This is a genomic window from Streptosporangium sp. NBC_01810 (genome assembly GCF_035917355.1).
Lineage (GTDB): Bacteria > Actinomycetota > Actinomycetes > Streptosporangiales > Streptosporangiaceae > Streptosporangium.
Window position 1 is genome coordinate 1,886,110 of sequence record NZ_CP109070.1, and the last position, 21,322, is coordinate 1,907,431.

Here is a 21,322-nt window from a genome sequence, read left to right on the forward strand (position 1 = left end):
GTCCGGCTGGACCGACGACTGGGCGCCCTTTCCGCCAATGACATCATCGACTTCCAGATATGGCCGGGCACAGGCTCAGTGCACGATCATAGGATGGGGCGGCCTATGGCGTTACAAGCTCCTCCCGGGGGTTCGCCGTACTGCGTCGAATCCCCTGGGCTACGCCGGCGGTGGCGAGTGCCAGGGCCACCAGCAGCGCACTGACCCACAGTGGCGAGCGGTAACCGAGTCCCGCACTGATGGAGATCCCGCCGAGCCAAGGACCGATTGCGGCGCCCACGTTGAACGCGGCCGTGGCGAACCCCCCGGCCAGGGTCGGCGCCTCGGCCGCCGCGTAGAGCACCTGCGAGATCAACGTCGACCCGACGGCGAACGAGAGGGTCCCCTGGACGAAGACGAGCACTATCGCCGCCACCGGGTTCCCGGCGGTCACCGCGAATACCGTCCAGCCGATGAGCAGGGCCACCCCGCCGGTCACCAGGAGTGGAATGGGTCGCACGTCGGCCATTCGGCCGCCGATGGTGACACCGAGGAATGAACCCAGCCCGAAGAGCGCCAGTATGGCGGGCACCCAGGTGGATTCGATTCCGGTGACGCCGGTGACCAGCGGTGCGAGGTAGGTGAACGTGCAGAACGTCGCGCCGTTCACGAGGGCCCCCAGTAGCAGGGTCGCCACAAGCCGCCGGTCGCGCAGTGAGCGCAGTTCCCCGCGCGCGCTCGGGTGGGTGGATCCGGGGTTGCCGGCCGGTACCGACCGCAGGATCGCGATGATGGCCGGCACCGACACGATGGCCACCGCCCAGAACGCTGAGCGCCATCCCCACAGCTGACCGAGCAACGCGCCGGCGGGGACGCCCACGACACAGGCGATGGTGATGCCACCGAGCAGGATTGAGGCGGCGCGGCCCTTGGCGTTCGGCGCGACCATATCGGTGGCGGTCGCCAGGGCCACCGCCAAGAAGCCGGCGTTGGCCAGCGCCCCGACGATCCGGGTGGCCAGCAGTACTCCGTAGCCGGTGGTGAGCGCGCCCAGGACATGGACGAGCAGGAAAGTGATCAGGAAGGTCAGGAGTGAGCGACGTCGTGACCAGCGCAGGCTCAGAATCGCCATCAGTGGCGCGCCGATGACCATCCCCACCGCGAACGCCGAGGTCAGAGCTCCCGCAGTGGGGATGGACACGTGCATGTCCCGTGCGATGCCCGAGACGAGGCCGGACAACATGAACTCGGACGTTCCCTGGGCGAAGACCGCCAGTCCGAGCAGGTAGATAACGAATGGCATGACAAAACTCCGCAACCACATTGTGGGTCGGTAAGGAAGCGGTGGGCCGCAGCGGCACCCGCATCGACGTCGGAGAGAACGACGGTCCGATCGGGGGCGCGGCCATTCCGCGAGAGACCCTGCCGACGTCACGGAGGTGACGTTCGGCCCAGGTCGAGCACAGCCCGCTCTACGGTGATCCGGTGGCGGTGGTCGCAGACAGCAGTGATCGCGGCCTCATTGGCCGCGAAGCTTCAACGCGACGACGTGAGTGGCCACCGGACGACCGGTGGCTAGCGTCTGGACGCCTCGGGGCTGGACATACGCGAAAGCTAGCAACGCCAAACGCATCATGTCCAGTTGTTTGGCCGCGAGCTCATCGGGCGGTGTTGATCTCCATACCCAAGAAACGATCTTCTTCGTCGCCGTCCGAATCGGCGGACGTCCCGATGCGCGGCCGGAGTGTCAACCGGTGATGGTGCCCAGTGCCGAGATGAGGTAGAGGCCTCCGGCGGAGGAGACCGCGAGGCCGGCGGCGGCCGGGGCCCAGGTCATCGCGGTGGAGGCCAGTGACCACCTGTGGGTTCCGTGGGCCAGCAGGGTGTAGCCGCGGATCGTCACGACGCCCACGCCGGTCAGGGTGAGGGCCATCCCCACGCCGAAGGCGGCGACGAGCGCGACGGCGTCGAAGGCACGGCCGGTGAGCAGCCCGCTCATCAGGACGATGAACGCCGAAGGGGAGGGCAGCAGGCCGCCGGAGAGGGCGAGCGCGACGAGGCCCCGGCGTGACCAGGGATCCGGCCCGTCCTCGACCTGATGCCCGTGCCCGTGGCCATGTCCATGTCCATGTCCGTGCCCGTGCCCGTGTCCGTGCCCGTGTCCGTGCCCGTGTCCATGTCCGTGGCCATGTCCATGTCCATGTCCGTGCCCATGTCCATGTCCGTGCTCATGCCCGTGCTGGGTCTGTGTCTGGCGCCGACGTCCTCGGAGGTGGCGGTAGATCAGATGGATGCCGACGCCGATCGTGACCAGGCCGGCCAGCACCTGCATCCAGGCGGTGACGCTCTCGGTGCCGAAGCTCGCGGCGCTGCTCAGCCCCACCCAGGCGAACGCCAGCACCAGCACCGAGAAGGTGTGCATCAGCGCGACGATGACTCCCAGGCGCAGCGCGTCGCGGTAGTTGCCCCGGGTGCCGACCAGGTAGGCCGCGGTGACGCTCTTGCCGTGGCCGGGGGCGACCGCGTGCATCGCCCCGGCGACGAGGGCGACGGCCAGGACCACCCAGAAGACGCCCCTGTTGTCGAAGAGCGAGATGAAGCGGCTCTCGAAGCCGCTGAGCTCCGTCATGATCGCGTGCCTGTCGTGTCTGTCGTGTCTGTCGTGTCTGTCGTGTCTGTCGTGTCCGTCGTGCCCGCCGTGTCCGTCGTATCCATCGTGCTCGTCGTGCCCGCCCTGCGCCGGGTCCGCAGCATGACGAACGCGCCCGCCCCGGCCAGTAGTACGGCGGAGCCGACGGCGACGCTCGTCGTCTGCCCGGACATGGCGTTCCCGCCCGAGCCGGAGAAGCTCAGACGCTGGGTGCTGACGGCCTCGGTGAAGAGTGCCTGCTTGGGGGTGGCGGGCGTGTCCGCGACGAGCATCGTCCGGTACGCCGTGTTGAGGTCGGTCAGGGCGGCGACGGTCACGTCCACCTCGGTCACCGGGTTCCGGCAGTCGAAGACGAACCGGGCGCCGTTGACGAGCAGCGCCCGGAGTTCCGCCAGCAGGCTCTCGCACGGCTGACCGGCCTGGGCGACAGTGATCTTCTCCAGCAGGTAGTCGCGGAGGGCCGTTGAGCGCTCCAGCTTCTGCTCACCGGTCAGCTCCGTCGAGACGGTGCCGGTGGACGGGTCCTCGAACGCGCCGAGCGACTGGCCGAGCGCGACCCAGTCGTCCTCGGCGGGGAGCCACGAGATGGTCACGCGTGAGCCGTCGGCCTCGATCCGCGCGGTGGACGGCGGCCCGAAGGGGTGGGCGGCGGCCGGGGTGGCCCAGCCGGCCAGGGCGCAGACGAGCAGCGCGCCCGCCAGCGCACGGGCATGGGTCTTCATGGATTTCCTGTCCGACGAGGCTCCGGAACGGCTCTGGCGTGTCCGGGGTACGGGGCCGCGGTGATGGCGGCCCCGTACCCGGCGGAGTTATTTCTTGGCGACCGTGATGGCCGGGCTGGTGATCTTCTGGTTGGCGCTGTCCAGGTAGACCACGTAGGTCTCGCCCTTCTTCGCGTTGCTCGGCAGCCTGAAAGTGTAGGTCAGGCGGCCCAGCTCATCGGCGTTCCGCACGCCGACCGAGACGGTGTCTTTGCGGTCGTGTTCTCTGCCACGCGCGTTCGCGTTCGCGTCGGCCTTCCGCAGGGAGACGGAGACGCGTTCGGCCGGGTCGTAGCCGTACGCGGAGATCGTGAGCTCGCCGCGGTGGTCGACGGTGGTCTTGTCGACGGTGACCTGCTCGCCGACGGTGTTCTCCGCGGTGCGGACCTCGTTGACGGTGCGCTCGCCCTTGTTGTTCTTCCGGACGACGAAGCCGTCGTGGTGCTCGCCGTTGGCGTAGCGGGCCTCGAACGTGATCTTGTCGGCCTCGACGTCGATCAGCTGGTAGAGCTGGGTGTTCTGGCTCTTGCTGACGACCTCGGCGCCGTTGCCGGTCCAGTTCTCGCCGTTGTTGAGGGCGTACATCTTGCCGCCGGAGACGGACACGACGTAGGCGACGCCGTTGTTGACCGTGACCGACTTGCGGGCGGTCGCCAGGTTGCCACGGCCGTAGGAGTGGTCGTGGCCCTGCAGGACCAGGTCCACCCCGTACTTCTCGAACAGCGGGCCCCACTGGTCGCGTACGGCGGGGTTGTTGCGGGTGCCGGTGGTGGAGTAGACGGGGTGGTGGAAGGTCACCACGGTCCACTTGTTCGGGTTGTCCTTGAGTAGACCCTCCAGCCAGGTGGCCTGCGCGGCCATCAGAGCGGCGTTGCTCTGCACGTTGGAGTCCAGGCCGATGAAGCGCACGCCCTGGTAGTCGACGGTGTAGGCGGTCTGCTTCAGCTCCGGGTTACCCGGTCCGTTGTCCGGATAGGGGAACTGCGGACGCCAGAAGGTGGACAGGCCGCCGCTGTACTCGTGGTTGCCGGGGATGGAGATGTTGTTGACCTGGCTGTCGATGAAGCCGGCGGCCTTGTACCACTGGCCCCACTCCTCCTCGTTGTTCGCGGAGTTGATGAGGTCACCGGCGTTGACGATCACCTTGGCCTGCGGGCGGTCGCCGAAAGCCTGGCGGAAGACGCGCGGCACCGCGGAGTCGATGTAGTTCTGCGCGTCGCCGTAGTAGATGAACGAGAACGGCTGGAGGTCGGCCGCCGCGGTGGTGAAGTCGCTCCACTCGGCCCAGTTGGTGCCGTCGCCGACCCGGTAGCTGTAGCGGGTGTTCGGCTTCAGGCCGGTGAACTCCACGGTGTGGTAGACGGAGGCGTACCCCAGCGTGGTGTTGACCGGGGTGGTGCTTGCCGCCTTGACGTTGGTGACCGCGCCCGCGGCCGGTGCGACCCCGCCGAGCGCGCGCGGGGCCTCGAGGATCTCGGCCTGCGCGGACTCGGCGTCGGTCACGGCCCGCCAGGTGACCTTCTGGCTGGCCGACGGTGTGGTGGTCGGGGTGAGGATGACCCGGTCGGGCATGGGGGAGGGCTTGTGGATATCGGCGGCGGGGTACTTCGGCGGCGGGGCCGCGCCGAACGCCACCGGGCTGAACGCGAGGCCGCTGACGATCAGTACGCCCGCGCCCGCCGCCGCCAGCCTCGTACGCCGGGATCCGGCGGATCGGGGCAGCTTGACTTTGCCCATCATGAGCTCTTTTCCAGGGAGGATCACATTCCACCGAGGGAGTGCGGTGGACGTCCGTATTGATCCAGAAAAGAGGGGCGAATACCTATATAGAGCGTTGCGTCCGGATGAACACGTTCCCTTTTGTGTCTCTGGCCCCAGACGCACCACTGATGTCGCCGGAAGGCCGCGCGCTCGCCACCTTCCGTTGCCCTCGCGTTCGATGGCGCACACCTAACATCGTGCGGGCAGGCTCGGCTGGAAAAGGGACACGTACGCCTGCTTCGCGACCTGCGCCACGGCACGCGGTTTCGGTCAGGGTCTCGATGAATCCATCGGGTGGCATCGGGTCACGTTTCCTCCCGGACCGAGGCCGAGATCCCCAGAGGTTCCCAGACGATCCCCAGAGGTTCCCAGAGGTCCCCGAACGGAAGGTACTTGATGACGGGCACCCGGCAGGCCGGTGACCGGCGGCTCGCCCGCCGCTGGACGCTGCTTCCCGGCTTCCTGGTGCTCGGGGCGCTGTTCCTGCCGCCGTCCACGGTGGGGACGGCGGGGCCGACGGTCAAGGGCGAGACCTTCATCACCGCGGAGACCGGCGGGCTCCTGCACATCGAGGCGGGGGAGTGCTTCACCGACCCGGCCTACTCCCCGGAGGCGGCCGAGGTCGTCGTGCTCTACACGCCCTGCGAGGAGCAGGCGGCCAACCAGTCGTACGGCTTCGTGCACGCCCCCGATGGTGAATGGGATCCGGCCGCGCTCGCCACGTTCGCGTGGGAAAGCTGCCGACGGGGATTCGACAGCAACTGGAGCGGTGAGTCGGCCTCGGGACTGGCCTTCTATCCGGTCATGCCGACCAGGGAGACCTGGGACGACGGCGACCGCGACGTCATGTGCGCGGTCTACAGCCCCGAAGGCCCGATGAACGGCTCGGCGCTCCCCCTGGCGAAGTGGTGACTGCGGATCGTCTATATCGCCTCGACGACCTCCACCAGAACGTCCGGCCCGCCCACAGTGGTCTTCTATTAGGGCTTGGTTAGGTGGGGATAGGCCGGCCGCACCTGCAACGCGGCGAAACGCGAGCGCAACGGCCCTCTGGACCCGTGCTCCTCACGGCGACTCCTCGCCGTCCTTGGGAAAGGACACATCATCGACCACCCAGGCGGCCGGGTCGATCGCTGCGTCCATCCGCCAGGCCGGCTCGGCCGGCACCAGCTGATGCGACCAGGGGGCGTCGGTGAGGAACTGCTGCAGCCCTTGGCAGTCCACGCCCAGCCGGGCCGCCATCGGCTCCATCGATTTACGCGCCCCATCGCTCAGCAGGCCACGCACATACCGCTCGCCCCACCGCCGCTGATCAGTACGGGCGAAACCGGAGAACACCTCGGCGGCAAACGTCTCCAGTCGCGCCCGCACGGCCTCGAGTTCTTGAGGGGTCATGTTCCCTCACCCCCAAAGCAGGTGAAATACCGTCTCCTACCCGAGGTAACCAAGTCCTACTAGGTGACGATCTGTGTCGGTGGGTTGCTCACCGCCATAATCGTGACGATGATCGTGTGGGTGGTACCTCAGCTATGGCACTACGCCGCCCCAGCGATAGATCGCTGATAAGGAGCACCCCCCGTGGCCCTTGCCGGAACCCTCCTGCCCATCGCGTTGGCGATCATCATGTTCGGCCTCGGGCTGAGCCTGACGATCTCCGACTTCCGCCGTGTCGTCGTCTATCCGAAGGCCACCGTCGTGGCGCTCGGCTGCCAGATCCTGGTGCTGCCCGCGATCTGCTTCGGTCTGGTGGTCGTCTTCGACCTGCCGTCGGCGCTCGCCGTCGGCATGATGCTGCTGGCCGCTTCGCCCGGCGGCACGACAGCCAACCTCTACAGTCATCTGTTCGGCGGTGATGTCGCGCTCAACGTGACGCTGACCGCGATCAACTCGGTGCTGGCGGTCGTGACGCTGCCACTGGTAACCAACCTGTCGCTGTCCTACTTCGAGGCCGGCTCGGGCACGCTCGGCCTGCAGTTCGACAAGAGCCTGCAGGTGATGGCGGTCGTGCTGGTTCCGGTCGCCATCGGCATGGCGGTCCGCGCCATGGCACGGAGCTTCGCCGAACGGATGAATACGCCCGTGAAGATCGCCTCAGCGGTCATCCTGGCGCTGGTGATCGCCAGCGCCCTGCTCCAGGAGCTCGACAACCTCAGCGGCTACATCCAGTCGGTGGGCCTGATCACGCTGGTGTTCAGCGTGATCAGCCTGACCGTCGGCTACTGGGCGCCGCGCCTGGTCGGGGTGGAGCGCGGCCAGGCCGTCGCCTCCTGCATGGAGATCGGGATCCACAACGCCACGCTGTCGATCGCGGTGGCGCTCTCCCTGCTGAACAGCTCCCAGATGGCCATCCCGGCCGCCACGTATGGCGTGCTGATGTTCTTCACCGCGGCAGGAGCCGGGTTCCTGCTCAGGTCTCGCGCGGTGGAGTCGATGCCTTCGGATCGGTGATCGCCGCGATCGTCCTGGTGGTCACCCGTCGCTCCGTCCGCCCATGCCTGGCCGAACGCCGGCGACCAAGCGGGCGTGGCGCCCGCTTGGTCTTGGCGATCATGTCCTACTCCACATCGTTGAGAGCGAGGGGATGCGCGAGCACCTCGGGATCCACGGCGACCACGCCGGAGAACCGCCCGGGAGCGAGGAACTCCTCGGCCGCGGACACCACGGCGTCCGGCGTCACAGCGGCCAGACGGGGTGAGGTTGCCGCCTGACGGCTATGGCTTCCCAATAGGCCCCCGGCTATGGCCGGGGGCTTCCTGCTTCAACGTCGCGCAATATTTGATCATCCTCTTGCGTACGGGCACGCATGAAGTCACGATAGGCCAGTACAGGGTGCACTGAAATCTGCTGCGGCGGCGTCCAGCCCGGCAAGGCCAACGAAGGCCTGTCGTGCCGTTGAGGAAAAAATCGGGTCGAAGGTGCTGCTCAGGTGATGCAACGATGTGCGGATGACAGGCTTCTTAGACCGGTTTCTACAGCGTATCGGGCATCTGAACGTCTCCGATGAACCCACCGTGGACTCGATTCATCGGCTGGTCCTCGCGGGCGCCCGGGGTGGCCGGGATCCTCTTGAGGATCTTGCACGTGCCCTGTTCATCGCCGTTTCCAATGATGAGCTCGCCGAGCTGACCCTGGGCCTTCTCACTGCGGCCGGGCCGAAGATCTGGCTGGAGCTCGACTCTGTGTTGCGTCCGTGGATGTACGGTTACCAGGATCCACGCATCACGCTGGCGCAAGCCGTACGCGAAATGAGCAATCCCCTTGCGGTCGCATTGACCGCCTGCAGCCGGGATGGCCGCGAGCGTGCGAAAGCAGTCAAGCACCCCGCCATGCGTACCGATGTCCGGCTGTTTCCCGTGTTGGCGATCAGAACGGCTGACTGGGCCAACGCGGTGCAGCGCCAGGCCCTGCGAGCCCTGAGCGAGGTTGTCTCCCGAGCGGACGCGGCGGCGTTGCTGACCCTCGTACCGGTCGTGGTGCGGCTCGATGACCGGCGGCGTGGGCAGCCCGCCACCGAGATGATCCGCGCTGCTCTGTTGCGAGCCGACGGAGACACGCTTGGCACCGTACGCAGATGCGAAGACCTTCGAGGGCGGCGTTTCGTATTCGAGGTCTCGCTGGAGGCCAGGCGGATGGATCAGCGGCAGCTGGCTGAGGCGGCCCTTCACGAGTCCGACATCATCTCCCGGACTCGGTGTGCCGAAGCTCTGGCAGCCGAGGCAGTCGAACAGAACCGACCGGAACTGGTAGAGGAACTCCTGGACAGCTCCTCGGCCCGGGTCCGCGTCGAAGCGCTCACCGCCCTGGTACGGCTCGGCCGTACCGAATCGGGCCCGCGATTCCTATGTGACGGCGCGTCGATGATGCGCCTGACCGCGCAGTGGGCGGTTCAACGGGCGGGCGGCGATCCGGCCGAGCTCTACAGGCGATACCTCGCGGCACCTTCTGGCCAGGGGCTGCGTGGGTTGCTCGCCGGACTCGGCGACTGCGGCACTCGGGCTGATGCCGGACTGGCTCTTCCCTTTCTGAGTGACCCACGGCCTCGAGTCCGGGCAGAGGCGGTGCGGACACTTCGTCGCCTGGGTGCGACGGTCGATATCGCCGACCTGTTGGAGGACCCCGCTCCGGTGGTGGTCCGGAATGTGGTCAACTCACTGCGGGCGTCGGGTCCTGCCGTGCGGATCGAGCAGCTGTGGGCGCTGCTCGGGCCTGATAAACCCCGTCATGTACGGCAGGCCGCCCACCGGCTCCTGGCCGACCGCGATGCCTGGAGCCGGATCAGAGCGGATCTTCTCCTGCTCGGCGATCTGGACCCAGTGCTGAGTGCGTGTGCCCGCACCGACCTCGGCTCTTGGTGCTCGCGTGATTCGACGAGGGTGTATCGCGGCTGCCCCGACGAGATCCGCAGCGAACTGGAGGACATGCTGGCAAGGTCGGAGAGCATCGTGGGCGTGGAGAACGCCCGCCTGCTGCGCTGGCTGATCCGGACGAGCAGATGACCGCCGCGGAGTTCTCGGGCGTCTCGACACCCACCTGACCGTGGCCGCGAGCGACGACGTCGAACGGCTTGGCGTCTGGGCGAACGCGAACGGCGTGAAGTTCGCGCACATCGTGCTCGCCCGGGGCATCGGGGGTATGCCCGAGGGTCGCTTGATCCCTAGCCGTTCATCGACACGGGCACGGACACAGGGCCAAGGTTCGGGGATTGGATGACAGACGGTGCAGTGCAGGCTTCCGCAACTCGCGATGCAGAACGGGTCTCCACCCCAGTGAGGTAGCCAGTCTGCGCATGCCATGGGTCGACGGACACCTTGGATGTTCACTACGCGACCCCCTGAAGGACTTCTAAGAGCAGAGCCGCGACAGCCTTGGGACTGTGCCGGAGCGACCAGATCGCGGCGCGGTTTGAGGCGCTGAAGGCATCGCGTGACCAACTGAAATGGAGCGGTGATATGGATCACTGCAACTTCTCAGGTTGATGGATCTTGGGGCGTTCTGGTGAGCCGCCACGGGTCAGCACAACATCAGCACCGGTGCTGACAAAGACGGGGAATGACCCGAAGCAACAAGAAGCCCCAGACTCACGATCTAGGCCGTGAGCTGGGGCTTTGTCTCCTGTTTGACCAGGTCAGGCCTGGTCTGCTATGGAGCGTGGTGGACGATACAGGGATTGAACCTGTGACCTCTTCCGTGTCAGGGAAGCGCTCTCCCGCTGAGCTAATCGTCCGCATGGGGAAGGACCAGAGGTGGAGACGGGATTTGAACCCGTGTAGACGGCTTTGCAGGCCGTTGCCTCGCCTCTCGGCCACTCCACCGGAGTGAGAGCCCGAAGACCCTTCGAGCGGAAGACGGGATTCGAACCCGCGACCCTCACCTTGGCAAGGTGATGCTCTACCACTGAGCCACTTCCGCGTGTTTCCTCCGGGTTTCGCTCCCGGTGGCGACGAGAGAACTCTAGCGGGTTTTCCCCGCGGTTGCGTAACCGTGCGTTCAGCCGTCCGCCCGGCGCCCGTCGGCTGAGCGGGCGGTTCAGTCGGCCGGATGGCGCAACTGGCGGGCGACGGCGCGTTCCACCGCGGGCAGGGTGAGGAAGATCTCCAGGATGCGGGTGAGGCGGTGCACCTCGATGCGGTGGAAGGCGGGGCCGGTGGTGCGGGCCAGCAGGAAGGTCAGGGCCAGCGGGGGCAGCGGGGCGACGATCACGTGCAGGCCGGAGTCGAGGGTGAAGGCGGTCGGCCGGGCGGGGGTCTCGTCGGGGAAGGGCACCTGCTCGGGGGCGCGCCAGCTGGAGTGGACGGTCGCGCGAGGGATCTTCTCGGTCGCCGCCGCGGCCCAGTCGGCGCTGAACAGCACGGGCATGGAGTCGATCAGGGTGGCCAGGGCGCGGTCGCCCGCCGTGGTGATGTATTTGAGGATCTCCAGCTCCGGGTAGGTGCCAGGTGCCTCGCGCGTGCTCCAGACGCCCTCGATCGTCACCCCCGGCACGCTCTCCAGCCCATCGATCAGGGTCTGTCTGGGAGCGGAGTCTGGCCAGTAGACGGTGATGTCGTCCAGCGCCCGGCCCTCGCCGCGCTCCAGGACGACCATCTGGGTGATGTCGGCGCCCGCGACGCCGAGGACACGGGTGACCTTCCCCAGGGAGCCCGGCTGGTCGGGCAGTGCGATCCGCAGTCGCAGGAGCATCCGGGGCCTCCCAGGTCACGTCTGACTACTCAGGGACACCATATCCAGCGAGGATTCGTCCCGCTCGCCGCGGTGCGGTAGAAAAGCCAGGTGGAGTCGTTGAAACTGGGATCGCTGGAGGTATGGCCGCCGGTCGTCCTCGCCCCGATGGCCGGTATCACCAACACGGCGTTCCGCGCGCTCTGCCGGGAGCAGGGCGGCGGTCTGTTCGTCTGTGAAATGATCACAACGCGGGCGCTGGTGGAGCGCAACCCCAAGACGTTCAAGATGATCCGGTTCGAGTCCGACGAGCGTCCCCGGAGCATCCAGCTCTACGGGATCGATCCGGTGACGGTCGGCAGGGCCGTCCGCATGATCGCGGAGGAGGGCCTGGCCGACCACGTCGATCTCAACTTCGGCTGCCCGGTGCCCAAGGTGACCCGCAAAGGCGGTGGTTCCGCCCTGCCGTACAAGCGGAACCTGCTCCGGGCGATCCTGCGCGAGGTGGTGCGCAACGCCGGGACGCTGCCGGTGACCATGAAGATGCGCAAGGGCATAGACGACGACCACCTGACCTATCTGGACGCCGGTCGGATCGCCGTGGAGGAGGGCGTCTCCGCGATCGCGCTGCACGGCCGCACCGCGATCCAGCACTACGGCGGGACCGCCGACTGGGAGGCGATCGCGCGGCTCAAGGAGAGCGTTCCGGAGATCCCGGTGCTCGGCAACGGCGACATCTGGAGCGCCGACGACGCGCGCCGCATGATGGACGCGACCGGATGCGACGGCGTCGTCGTGGGCCGGGGCTGCCTGGGGCGCCCGTGGCTCTTCGCCGACCTGGCCGCCATGTGCGAGGGCGGCGACGAGCGGCGCCGCCCCCTGCTGGGCGAGGTCGCCGCGACCATGGACCGGCACGCCACCCTGCTGGCCGAGTGCTTCGAGAGCGAGCCGCACGCCGTGGCCGACTTCCGCAAGCACGTCAGCTGGTATCTCAAGGGCTTCACCGTCGGCTCGGCCCTCCGCCGTCGCCTGGCCACCTCCGAGACCCTCGCCGGTCTGCGAGAGGGTCTCGCCGAGCTCGACGCCGCCCAACCCTGGCCCGAAGGCGTGGACGTCCCCCGGGGCAAGACCAACCCGCGTGACCGCGTTCACCTGCCCGCCGGCTGGCTCGACGACCCGTACGACCTCGCGGTCCCCTGCGCCGACGCCGAGACCGACACCCCGGGCGGCTGACCTGCTCGTGGTGACCGAGAAGATGGACCCCGCCCTGGTGGAGAGCCTGACGAGGCTGCTCTTCGAGCGCGGAGCGGAGCTGGAGAAGATCCACCCCGTGGCCAGGGAGATCAGCCGCGACAATGCGCGGAAGACCGAGCCGCTGCCCCTGCACGACGGCGCGCGGAAGTACTACGGCTGATTCAGGCCTCGACGGAGCCGCCGCTGCGCCAGTAGAGGTTGTTCTCCCTGCTGAGCATGCCCTCGTCGACCAGGTAACGGCGCAGTGCCGCGTGGTCGTCGTGGAAGGCGCGCAGCGCGACGTTGACCTCCTTCTCCGGGTAGCGGACCCCCGGCTCGAAGACCTGGACCACGTAGTCGAGCACGACCAGCTGTTTGTCCCGCTTGCTGGGGATCGCCCGCAGCCGCCCCTCGACGAGGAAGGAGCGCAGCACCTTCTCCTCGGCGGAGACCGCGGGCGCGGGCTTGGCCGTGGTGTGCAGCAGCTCGCGGAACCGCTCGCGCCGCACCTGCCACTCGCCGCCCTCCCCCCGCACGGCGAGCCCGCCGCGTTCCAGGCGGTCCAGCGCGCGCCTGACCGCCTCCCTGTCGAGGCCGGACTCCTCCTCTGGCTTGCCGCCCAGTGCCAGAGTCGCCAGCACCCGCAGCGTGTCCTCCTGGTAGAGCAGGCCGAGCACCTGCCTGATCGCTTCGTCGCTCATCCCGCCATTCTCGTCGGTCGAGCCCGGTGTTTCCGTGCTCACGGACAATCGGGGAGCGGGGGAATTCCCCGCCACACTGAACGAGTACGGCGAGTGGCGGACCCCTGTCGGGGCGGTCAGAGGCGGTTCAGGCCGATGACGTGGACCACGGCGCGGCCCTCCTCGTCGGAGGAGGCCAGGTCGACCTGGGCGTCGATGCCCCAGTCGCCGTCGCCGGCCGGGTCGGAGACGACCTGGCGGACCCGCCAGAACTCCTTCTCCTCCTCGATGCGGAGCAGGCCGGGACCCCGGGCGTCCGGGCCGGTGCCGACCTCCTCGTGGTCGGCGTAGTAGGCGTCGAGCGCGGCGCCCCAGTCGACGTCGGGGGCCAGCTGCTCCAGCTCCTGCTCGTTCTCCAGAGCGGTCAGCTCGATCAGGCGGAACATCGCGTTGCGGACCAGCACGCGGAACGCGCGGGTGTTGGCGGTGACCGGCTTGGTGCTCTCCTCCAGGGAGGGCGCCTCCAGTTCCCCGGTCGGGTTCTGCAGCTGCTCCCACTCGTCCAGGAGGCTGGAGTCGACCTGGCGGACCAGCTCGCCGAGCCACTCGATGAGGTCGACCAGGTCCTCGGTCTTGAGATGCTCGGGGATGGTCCGCGACAGGGTGCGGTAGGCGTCGGCGAGGTAGCGGAGGACCGTGCCCTCGGACCGGGTCAGCTCGTAGAACTGCACGTAGTCGGCGAAGGTCATCGCCCGCTCGTACATGTCGCGGATGACGCTCTTGGGGCTGACCGTGTAGTCGCCCACCCAGGGGTGGCCGCGCCGGTAGGTCTCGTACGCGCCCAGCAGCATGTCGGCCAGCGGCATCGGATAGGTGACCTCGTTGAGGAGCTCCATCCGCTCCTCGTACTCGATGCCGTCGGCCTTCATCTGCGCCACCGCCTCGCCGCGCGCCTTGTTGAGCTGCGCGGACAGGATCTGGCGGGGGTCGTCGAGAATCGACTCGATGATCGAGACCATGTCCAGGGCGTAGTTCGGCGCCTCGATGTCGAGCAGTTCGAGGGTGGCCAGCGCGAAGGTGGAGAGCGCCTGGTTCAGCGCGAAGTCCTCCTGCAGGTCGACGGTCAGGCGGGCCATCCGGCCGTGCTCGTCGGGCTCGTCCAGCTTCTCCACCACGCCTCCGGCCAGCAGTGACCGGTAGATCGCGATGGCCTGGCTGATGTGCCGCCGCTGCCACTTGCGATCCTCGTGGTTGTCGGTGAGCAGGTGGCGCATGGCCGTGTAGCAGTCGCCGGGCCGGTTGATCACCGCGAGGAGCATGGCGTTGCTGACCTTGAACCGGGAGTTCAGCGGCTCCGGCTCGGCGCTCTGCAGCTTCTCGAAGGTCTCCTCGCTCCAGCCGACAAACCCCTCCGGCGGCTTCTTACGGGCGAACCCGCGCCGCCGCTTGGGGTCGTCGCCGATCTTGGCGAGTGCCTTCTCGTTCTCCACCACGTGGTCGGGGGCCTGGCAGACGACGTAGCCGATGGTGTCGAATCCGGCCCGCCCGGCCCGTCCGGCGATCTGGTGGAACTCGCGGGCACGCAGCCGCCGCACCCTGTTGCCGTCGTACTTCGACAGCGCGGTGAAGAGCACGGTCCTGATCGGGACGTTGACGCCGACGCCGAGCGTGTCGGTGCCGCAGATGACCTTCAGCAGGCCCGCCTGGGCGAGCCGCTCCACCAGGCGGCGGTACTTCGGGAGCATCCCGGCGTGGTGCACGCCGATGCCGTGCCGCACCAGGCGGGAGAGCGCCTTGCCGAACCGGGTGGTGAACCGGAAGTTGCCGATCATGGAGGCGATCGCCTCCTTCTCGGCCTTGGTCGACATGTTGATGCTCATCAGTGCCTGTGCCCGCTCCATGGCCGAGGCCTGGGTGAAGTGGACGACGTAGACCGGGTACTGGTTGGTGGTGAGCATCTCCTCCAGCGTCTCGTGGAGGGGGGTCATCCGGTAGGAGTAGACCAGCGGGACCGGGCGCTCGGCGTTCTTCACCACCGCGGTGGGCCTGCCGGTGCGCCGGGTGAGGTCCTCCTCGAACCTGGTGACGTCGCCCAGCGTCGCCGACATCAGGATGAACTGGACGTTCGGTAGCTCCAGGAGCGGTACCTGCCAGGCCCAGCCGCGGTCGGGTTCGGAGTAGAAGTGGAACTCGTCCATCACCACCTGGCCGATATCGGCCTGGGCGCCGTCGCGCAGCGCGACGTTGGCGAGGATCTCCGCGGTGCAGCAGATGATCGGTGCCCCGGGGTTCACGCTCGCGTCGCCGGTCATCATGCCGACGTTCTCGGTGCCGAAGACCGCGCAGAGGTCGAAGAACTTCTCGGACACCAGTGCCTTGATCGGGGCGGTGTAGAAGGTGCGGATGTCCTTGGTCAGCGCGGTGAAGTGGGCTCCGGCGGCGACCAGGCTCTTGCCCGAGCCGGTGGGGGTGGCCAGGATCAGGTTGTTTCCCGAGACCACCTCGATCAGAGCCTCCTCCTGCGCGGGGTAGAGGGTCAGCCCTCGCTCGGAGTTCCATTCGACGAAGGCGTCGAAGATGGCATCGGGATCGGCGTCGATCTCTTCTGGCAGGCGGTCTACAAGGCTCACAGTCCAATACTGCCGAAGAACTTGTGGTGGTCGAACCGGTGGCGGCAATGGATCGCATTACATTTTGTGTAAAACGTGTAACATTATGTAGTTATGATCGCTTTTTTTGGTATAAACAGCTACTAAAAGGACTTAGCGTCGAGTGGGGTGTGCGGTGAGCGTGCCGGAACCGTCAGACGCGCCGCGGGTGCCGGTGATCCGAGGCCGGACGCGGTCCGGGAATGCTCGTCCGTGAGGCGGGTGAGGTGCGAAAGGACGGACCGGTGAGCGCCAGGCCCGCCACGATCGCGCCCGCCCCGAGCAGGGGAGCCGTCCCCGGGACGAAGCCGATCGCCGTGAGCGTGAGCAGACCCAGCCCAACCAGCACGGTGGCCACGACGACCCTGGCCGTCCCCCCGGTGTACGGTCTGCCCGCGGGGGGAGTCTCGAACCGCGCGAGGCCCCGCAGCAGCGGCCACATCGCCAGGATGAGCATGAGCAGCCAGTGCGGCCAGCCCGACAGCCAGGCCGAGGTGCCCGGCTCGGGAGTGGAGACTCCCAGACCCACCACGACCATCGAGACGATGACGAACAGCGCGCTCATGTGCCACAGGTAGAGGGTCGTCATCCGGCTGCCGGCCCAGCCGAGCGCCCTCGACACCCCGGGCCACCCCGCGAAGGAGACGATCCAGCGGCGCAGTGCCAGCGCCAGCCCGATCTGGCCGACCCCGACCGAGAGCAGCGCGAGCGTGGGCGGTGCCATGTTGGAGACGGGGGCGCCCGGCATCCCGATCATGCTGAGTGGATAGGGGCCGAAGGTCACCAGTGCCGTGGCCAGACCGTACCCGGCCGACGCCAGGATCCAGGGGCGGCCCAGCCGTCCGTCGGCGTACAGGAAGCCGAGTTGGTGCACCGCCAGCCAGACCAGCACGATGTTGGGAAAACCGGCGACGTCCAGGCCGCTGGTGAAGCGCAGGATGTCCACCGCCACCGCCCCCGCCGCCAGCGCGACCGGCACCCGCCAGCCGTACGCCATGTTGAGCCTGAGCATCGACGGGGTCAGCGCCACCGTGACAAGGTAGATCGCCAAAAACCAGAGCAGCTGCCCGGCCAGCCGCGAGGCGGTCATGACCGGTTGCTCCGGCATGCCGAGCGCCAGGAGCAGGTGGGGGAGGGGCAGCCAGACCGCCGCCAGCGGCACCACCGGCCAGGCCAGGCGGCGCAGGCGCGTCGCAAGCCACGCGGGAGCGCTGTCACCGCGCCGCACTGCGGCGCGGCTACTGATCGCGCCCGCCGCACCCCCGGCGAAGAACACCAGCGGCATCACCTGGCTGATCCACGTGAGCATCCAGCCGCTTCCGGCGGCCAGCGCGTTGCCCATGGTGATCCGGCCGTCGGTGAAGGAGAGCACCGGCATGCTCCAGTGCTGGAGCACCACCAGGGCCATGCCGAACACACGGAGCACGTCGATGAACGGGTCGCGACCGGCGGACGCCGGTGTCACAGGGGTTATCGGACGCGTTGCCGGACTGGGGATCACGGCGGTCAAGGGGGTCTCGATTCTCGGGGAGGGCAAGTGGAAACCTCGGGAAAGGCTGTGTGAAAAGCCTCCCGCCGGGACCCCGGCGGCGCAGTGACGTACGCGGCACTCTTCTCGCCGGATCCCCTCACCCCCGGGGGTAGTGCTGGCCCCACCCCCGACAAGCAGGTGCGCAGGGTCGATTGCCGCAGCCGGTACTCATAGCGTTGGCGGTATGAGAACCCTCCTGAGCCGCATCGGCGCCGACACCCGCTACCTGCTCGTGGGCTTTCCCCTCTCCATCATCTGGTTCGTCATCATGGTGGCTGGTTTCTCCGCCGGGACAGGCTTGGCTGTGGTGTTCGTGGGCCTGCCCATCCTCGCGACGACACTCCTGGTCGCCCGGGGCCTCGCGGACGTCGAGCGGCGCTGGCTGCCCGAGGTGCTCGGCCGCCCCGTCGCCAGGCCGAGGTACCGGCCCGCTCCACAGGGCGCCGGATGGTTCCGCAGGATGATCAATCCGTTGACCAGCGGCCAGTCCTGGCTCGACCTGCTCTACGGCATCGTGGCCTTCCCGATCTCCATCGTGACCTTCGTCTTCGCGGTGGTCTGGTGGGCCGGGACGATCCTCGGCCTCACCTATCCGCTCTACGGGTGGATCATCTACGCCATCCCCGGCAATAACGGCGGGCTCGGCCCGCTCCTCGGCCTGGGCGGCAGTCTCTGGGTCGAGGTGGTCATCAACACCGTCATCGGTGTGCTGTTCGCGATCACCCTCACGCCGGTCGTGCGGAGCGCCGCGCTCATCCAGGCCGGGCTCGGCAGGGCCATGCTGACCGGCGTGGCCGAGCTGCACGACCGCATCGACGACCTGGCCGAGGGCCGGGCCGCTGCGGTGTCGGCCGAGGCCAACGCGCTGCGCCGGCTGGAGCGCGACATCCATGACGGGCCGCAGCAGCGCCTGGTCTCCCTGGCCATGGACCTGTCACGGGCACAGCGCCAGCTCAGGCGCGACCCGGCGGCAGTCGAGCAGATGCTCAGCCAGGCCATCACCTCGACCCGCGAGACGCTGGACGAGCTGCGTGCCCTCTCGCGCGGCATCGCCCCTCCGGTCCTCAGCGACCGCGGCCTGGCCCCCGCGCTCGCCGCGCTCGCCGGGCGCTGCACCGTCCCCGTCGAGCTGGACGTCCAGGTGGAGGGACGCTTCTCGGCCGCGGTGGAGAACAGCGTCTACTTCGTCGTCGCCGAGTCCCTCACCAACGTCGCCAAGCACAGCCATGCCACGATCTGCACCGTGACGCTGACCAGAACGGGTGACTTCCTGATGCTGACAATCGGGGATGATGGGGTCGGCGGCGCACACGTCGCCAAAGGGCATGGCCTGTCCGGTCTCGGCGACCGCCTGAAGGCGGTCGACGGCGAACTGGCCGTTGATTCACCCGTCGGAGGGCCGACGGTCATAGTGGCGGAGGTTCCGTGCGGGTAGTCGTGGCCGACGACGCGGTGCTCATCAGGGAGGGCCTGATCAGGCTCCTGGAGGAGTTCGGCTGCCAGGTGGTCGCAGCGGTGGGGGACGGTGACCGGCTGGTGGCCGCCGTCGCCGAGCACAGGCCCGACGTCTCGGTGGTGGATGTGCGGATGCCGCCGGGCTTCACGGACGAGGGACTGCGGGCGGCGGTGGAGGCGCGCCGGAGGGTGCCGGGCGCGCCGGTGCTGATCCTGTCCCAGTATGTGGAGGTCTCCTATGCCGACGACCTGCTCGCCGACGCCAGAGGCGCGGTGGGATACCTGCTCAAGGACCGCGTCGTGGACGTGGACGACTTCATGGCGGGCCTGCGCACCGTCGCGGCGGGCGGTACGGTCTTCGATCCCCAGGTGGTGGCACAGCTGATGGTGAGGCGCCGTCGTGACGACCCCCTCGCCCAGCTCACCCCACGCGAGCGCGAGGTGCTCGGCCTGATGGCCGAGGGCAGATCCAACCCCGCCATCGGCCGTCAGCTGGTGGTCAGCGACGGGGCGGTGGAGAAGCACATCCGCAGTATCTTCGCCAAGCTCGGCCTGTACGCCGAGGACGGCGATCAGCACCGCCGCGTCCTTGCCGTCCTGGCCTATCTGCGCTCCTGACCGTGAGCCCACCCGCGGGACCCCGGCCTGCGCGTCCCCTCCCGTGGAGCCCCCGCGCCGCGCCCCTGGACGCCTGCCCGGCCATCATGGGGGCTGGGAGAGTGACGCCGGGAGCGCGACCGTAGGCTCGGCCTCGGCTGGACGCCTGCCCGGCCATCATGGGGGCTGGGAGAGTGACGCCGGGAGCGCGACCGTAGGCTCGGCCTCGGCTGGACGCCTGCCCGGCCATCATGGGGGCTGGGAGAGTGACGCCGGGAGCGCGACCGTAGGCTCGGCCTCGGCGCGCCGATAAGCGTGTCGGGACCAATGTGGAAACGGTCTCCGAGGAACCGGCTGACCCACGGTGTCAGCGGATTCGGAGGGATCGAAGTGGACGAATCGGCAGGCCGGACGCCGGCGCCGGTGGTGGAGGAAAAAATGATCTCGGTCTTCGGCAGTGCCAACATGGACCTGGTGGCCTACGTCGATGCCGCCCCCGCGCTCGGCGAGACCGTGACCGGCCGCGCCTTCAGCACGGTTCCCGGCGGCAAGGGCGCCAACCAGGCCATCGCCGCCGCGCGGGCGGGTGCCAAGGTGGCCTTCCTCGGGGCCGTGGGTGACGACGACTTCGGGACCGAGATGCGCAGGACGCTCGCCGAGGCGGGCGTCGACGTGACGAACCTGCGCACGGTCCCCGGCCCCTCGGGCATCGCCCAGATCGTGGTGGACGGCGGCGGCGGCAACTCGATCATCGTGGTTCCCGGTGCCAACGGGGCCGTGACCGCCCCCACCGAGGCCGAGATCGAGGTCATCTCCCGCTCAGACGTGCTCCTGCTGCAGTTGGAGCTCCCCATCGAGGCGGTCACCGCCGCCGCCAGGGCCGCCCGCGCCGCCGGGACCACGGTGGTCCTCACCCCCGCGCCTGTCCAGCCTCTGCCCGCTGAGCTGCTGGAGGCGGTGGACATCCTGGTGGCCAACGAGCACGAGGCCGTCGCGATCACCGGCCAGGCGGACCACGAGCGTGCCCTGGAGGAGCTGAGGGGCACGGTCGGCTGGGTGATCATCACCCTGGGATCGCGCGGCGCGCTCACCGCCTCCGGCGACGAGGCCGCCGTGTGGGTCGAGGCGCCCAGGGTGAACGCGGTGGACACCACGGCCGCGGGCGACACCTTCGTGGGCGCCCTCGCCGTGGCCCGCGTCGAGGAGCAGCCCGCCGACCGGGCCGTCCGCTTCGCCACCGCGGCGGCGGGTCTGTCCGTCCAGCGCGCGGGTGCCAGCAGCTCGATGCCCACCCGCGCCGAGATCGACCGGAGCCTTTCAGGAGCCGGCGCCTGACATCCGGCTATGCCCCTTCCCAGAGGGCGGCGGCGGCCTCGGCGCAGGCCACGTCCTGACCGATGGTGCCGCCGCTGACGCCGACCGCGCCCACCACGTCGCGGCCGTTGCCGGGCTCTCCGAGCGGGATGCCGCCGCCGAAGCACACGTACCGGTCGCCGGCCAGGCCGTACAGTTCGCCTCCCGGCAGGATCAGCGGCGCGAGGTCGGCGGTCGGCATGTGGTGGGCCAGCGCGGTGTGGGCCTTGCCGGGGGCGAGGACGGGGCCGGAGATCCGCGCGCCGTCCATCCGCTGGAACGCCACCAGATGCCCGCCCGCGTCGACCACCGCGACCGAGATGAGCGCCCCCTCCCGCAGGGCCTGCCGCACCGCGGCCTCACACATGCGCAGCGCGAGTTCCAGGTTCACCGGGCTCCTCACTGTTTCGAAAGCCTCCGGTGCGGACGGTCGGATGCGCACGTGTCGCCGCTCGGGGGATGCGAGGTGTCATAACGATTCGACGCTCATGTGCGCTCTTCGGAGGACCGGGGCG

The 21,322-nt window shown here is 68.6% G+C and carries 18 protein-coding genes, 3 tRNA genes and 1 pseudogene; 8 read left to right on the plus strand and 14 right to left on the minus strand.

Annotation, left to right across the window (positions count from 1 at the left end):
• Window positions 1-103: 103 nt before the first annotated feature.
• The 4 genes from OIE13_RS08660 to OIE13_RS08675 all read right to left on the minus strand — a co-directional run bounded on the left by OIE13_RS08660 (window position 104) and on the right by OIE13_RS08675 (window position 5,130).
• Window positions 104-1,282 carry a Cmx/CmrA family chloramphenicol efflux MFS transporter gene (locus tag OIE13_RS08660; protein ID WP_326641260.1) on the minus strand — a complete coding sequence of 393 codons (1,179 nt, stop codon included), beginning with the start codon at window positions 1,280-1,282 and terminating at the stop codon, window positions 104-106.
• Window positions 1,283-1,726: 444 nt separating this feature from the next.
• Window positions 1,727-2,608 (minus strand): nickel/cobalt transporter, encoded by an 882-nt coding sequence (locus OIE13_RS08665; protein ID WP_326829846.1) that lies wholly within the window; start codon window positions 2,606-2,608, stop codon window positions 1,727-1,729.
• Entirely contained in the window at window positions 2,605-3,351 is a 747-nt protein-coding gene (locus tag OIE13_RS08670; protein WP_326829847.1) for a hypothetical protein, read from the minus strand. The genes OIE13_RS08665 and OIE13_RS08670 overlap by 4 nt, the downstream gene beginning before the upstream one ends.
• 87 nt (window positions 3,352-3,438) lie before the next feature.
• Window positions 3,439-5,130, minus strand: coding sequence for a metallophosphoesterase family protein (locus OIE13_RS08675; RefSeq protein ID WP_326829848.1), 1,692 nt, complete (start codon window positions 5,128-5,130; stop codon window positions 3,439-3,441).
• 417 nt (window positions 5,131-5,547) lie between these two features.
• On the opposite strand from OIE13_RS08675, the gene OIE13_RS08680 reads away from it, so the two are divergent.
• Window positions 5,548-6,063 carry a hypothetical protein gene (locus tag OIE13_RS08680; RefSeq protein ID WP_326829849.1) on the plus strand — a complete coding sequence of 172 codons (516 nt, stop codon included), beginning with the start codon at window positions 5,548-5,550 and terminating at the stop codon, window positions 6,061-6,063.
• 156 nt (window positions 6,064-6,219) lie between these two features.
• On the opposite strand, the pseudogene OIE13_RS08685 reads toward OIE13_RS08680, so the two are convergent.
• Window positions 6,220-6,546, minus strand: a pseudogene (locus OIE13_RS08685) (transposase); the annotation flags it as partial.
• Window positions 6,547-6,729: 183 nt separating this feature from the next.
• On the opposite strand from OIE13_RS08685, the gene OIE13_RS08690 reads away from it, so the two are divergent.
• Window positions 6,730-7,599 (plus strand): bile acid:sodium symporter family protein, encoded by an 870-nt coding sequence (locus tag OIE13_RS08690; RefSeq protein WP_326829850.1) that lies wholly within the window; start codon window positions 6,730-6,732, stop codon window positions 7,597-7,599.
• A 106-nt stretch (window positions 7,600-7,705) separates the two neighbouring features.
• Here OIE13_RS08690 and OIE13_RS08695 read toward each other — a convergent pair whose 3' ends face one another.
• Window positions 7,706-7,828, minus strand: a complete 123-nt coding sequence (locus tag OIE13_RS08695) for a hypothetical protein (RefSeq protein WP_326641247.1) — start codon at window positions 7,826-7,828, stop codon at window positions 7,706-7,708.
• 334 nt (window positions 7,829-8,162) lie between these two features.
• On the opposite strand from OIE13_RS08695, the gene OIE13_RS08700 reads away from it, so the two are divergent.
• Entirely contained in the window at window positions 8,163-9,647 is a 1,485-nt protein-coding gene (locus tag OIE13_RS08700) for a HEAT repeat domain-containing protein (protein ID WP_326641244.1), read from the plus strand.
• 653 nt (window positions 9,648-10,300) lie between these two features.
• On the opposite strand, the gene OIE13_RS08705 is transcribed toward OIE13_RS08700, so the two are convergent.
• The 4 genes from OIE13_RS08705 to OIE13_RS08720 all read right to left on the minus strand — a co-directional run bounded on the left by OIE13_RS08705 (window position 10,301) and on the right by OIE13_RS08720 (window position 11,331).
• Window positions 10,301-10,375, minus strand: a tRNA-Val gene (locus OIE13_RS08705).
• Window positions 10,376-10,392: 17 nt separating this feature from the next.
• Window positions 10,393-10,463, minus strand: a tRNA-Cys gene (locus tag OIE13_RS08710).
• A gap of 25 nt (window positions 10,464-10,488) precedes the next feature.
• A tRNA-Gly gene (locus OIE13_RS08715) sits at window positions 10,489-10,560 on the minus strand.
• Between the two features lie 117 nt (window positions 10,561-10,677).
• Window positions 10,678-11,331: an amino acid-binding protein gene (locus OIE13_RS08720; RefSeq protein WP_326829851.1), complete on the minus strand. Its 654-nt coding sequence runs from the start codon at window positions 11,329-11,331 to the stop codon at window positions 10,678-10,680.
• A 90-nt stretch (window positions 11,332-11,421) separates the two neighbouring features.
• Here OIE13_RS08720 and dusB point away from each other — a divergent pair, with 90 nt between their 5' ends.
• On the plus strand, window positions 11,422-12,543 hold the full coding sequence (gene dusB / locus OIE13_RS08725) for a tRNA dihydrouridine synthase DusB (RefSeq protein ID WP_326829852.1): 1,122 nt from the start codon (window positions 11,422-11,424) through the stop codon (window positions 12,541-12,543).
• A 10-nt stretch (window positions 12,544-12,553) separates the two neighbouring features.
• Window positions 12,554-12,724 (plus strand): TAXI family TRAP transporter solute-binding subunit, encoded by a 171-nt coding sequence (locus OIE13_RS08730; RefSeq protein ID WP_326641238.1) that lies wholly within the window; start codon window positions 12,554-12,556, stop codon window positions 12,722-12,724.
• A gap of 1 nt (window position 12,725) precedes the next feature.
• Here OIE13_RS08730 and OIE13_RS08735 read toward each other — a convergent pair whose 3' ends face one another.
• The 3 genes from OIE13_RS08735 to OIE13_RS08745 form a co-directional block, all read right to left on the minus strand.
• A complete protein-coding gene (locus OIE13_RS08735; RefSeq protein WP_326641236.1) occupies window positions 12,726-13,244 on the minus strand; it encodes a DUF2087 domain-containing protein in 519 nt (172 codons plus the stop codon).
• 116 nt (window positions 13,245-13,360) lie between these two features.
• Complete coding sequence (locus OIE13_RS08740) at window positions 13,361-15,853, minus strand: DEAD/DEAH box helicase (RefSeq protein WP_326829853.1); 2,493 nt, start codon at window positions 15,851-15,853, stop codon at window positions 13,361-13,363.
• 172 nt (window positions 15,854-16,025) lie between these two features.
• Entirely contained in the window at window positions 16,026-17,336 is a 1,311-nt protein-coding gene (locus OIE13_RS08745) for an acyltransferase family protein (RefSeq protein WP_326829854.1), read from the minus strand.
• Between the two features lie 250 nt (window positions 17,337-17,586).
• On the opposite strand from OIE13_RS08745, the gene OIE13_RS08750 reads away from it, so the two are divergent.
• The 3 genes from OIE13_RS08750 to rbsK all read left to right on the plus strand — a co-directional run bounded on the left by OIE13_RS08750 (window position 17,587) and on the right by rbsK (window position 20,789).
• Window positions 17,587-18,837 carry a sensor histidine kinase gene (locus tag OIE13_RS08750; RefSeq protein ID WP_326641230.1) on the plus strand — a complete coding sequence of 417 codons (1,251 nt, stop codon included), beginning with the start codon at window positions 17,587-17,589 and terminating at the stop codon, window positions 18,835-18,837.
• Window positions 18,828-19,475, plus strand: coding sequence for a response regulator transcription factor (locus tag OIE13_RS08755; protein ID WP_326641228.1), 648 nt, complete (start codon window positions 18,828-18,830; stop codon window positions 19,473-19,475). Before OIE13_RS08750 ends, OIE13_RS08755 begins: the two co-directional genes overlap by 10 nt.
• A 417-nt stretch (window positions 19,476-19,892) precedes the next feature.
• Window positions 19,893-20,789 (plus strand): ribokinase, encoded by an 897-nt coding sequence (rbsK, locus tag OIE13_RS08760; RefSeq protein ID WP_326641226.1) that lies wholly within the window; start codon window positions 19,893-19,895, stop codon window positions 20,787-20,789.
• 7 nt (window positions 20,790-20,796) lie between these two features.
• On the opposite strand, the gene OIE13_RS08765 is transcribed toward rbsK, so the two are convergent.
• The gene (locus OIE13_RS08765) at window positions 20,797-21,198 is read right to left on the minus strand and encodes a GlcG/HbpS family heme-binding protein (protein ID WP_326641224.1); all 402 of its coding nucleotides are present in this window, start codon (window positions 21,196-21,198) and stop codon (window positions 20,797-20,799) included.
• Between the last annotated feature and the right edge of the window lie 124 nt (window positions 21,199-21,322).

What these genes read in the sequence shown, in the direction of transcription:
- OIE13_RS08680 (WP_326829849.1), top strand. Translation starts at nt 5,548, where the DNA reads ATGACGGGCACCCGGCAGGCCGGTGACCGGCGGCTCGCCCGCCGCTGG.
- rbsK (WP_326641226.1), top strand. Translation starts at nt 19,893, where the DNA reads ATGATCTCGGTCTTCGGCAGTGCCAACATGGACCTGGTGGCCTACGTC.
- OIE13_RS08675 (WP_326829848.1), bottom strand. Translation starts at nt 5,130, where the DNA reads ATGATGGGCAAAGTCAAGCTGCCCCGATCCGCCGGATCCCGGCGTACG.
- OIE13_RS08660 (WP_326641260.1), bottom strand. Translation starts at nt 1,282, where the DNA reads ATGCCATTCGTTATCTACCTGCTCGGACTGGCGGTCTTCGCCCAGGGA.
- OIE13_RS08665 (WP_326829846.1), bottom strand. Translation starts at nt 2,608, where the DNA reads ATGACGGAGCTCAGCGGCTTCGAGAGCCGCTTCATCTCGCTCTTCGAC.
- OIE13_RS08735 (WP_326641236.1), bottom strand. Translation starts at nt 13,244, where the DNA reads ATGAGCGACGAAGCGATCAGGCAGGTGCTCGGCCTGCTCTACCAGGAG.
- OIE13_RS08720 (WP_326829851.1), bottom strand. Translation starts at nt 11,331, where the DNA reads ATGCTCCTGCGACTGCGGATCGCACTGCCCGACCAGCCGGGCTCCCTG.
- OIE13_RS08750 (WP_326641230.1), top strand. Translation starts at nt 17,587, where the DNA reads ATGAGAACCCTCCTGAGCCGCATCGGCGCCGACACCCGCTACCTGCTC.
- OIE13_RS08670 (WP_326829847.1), bottom strand. Translation starts at nt 3,351, where the DNA reads ATGAAGACCCATGCCCGTGCGCTGGCGGGCGCGCTGCTCGTCTGCGCC.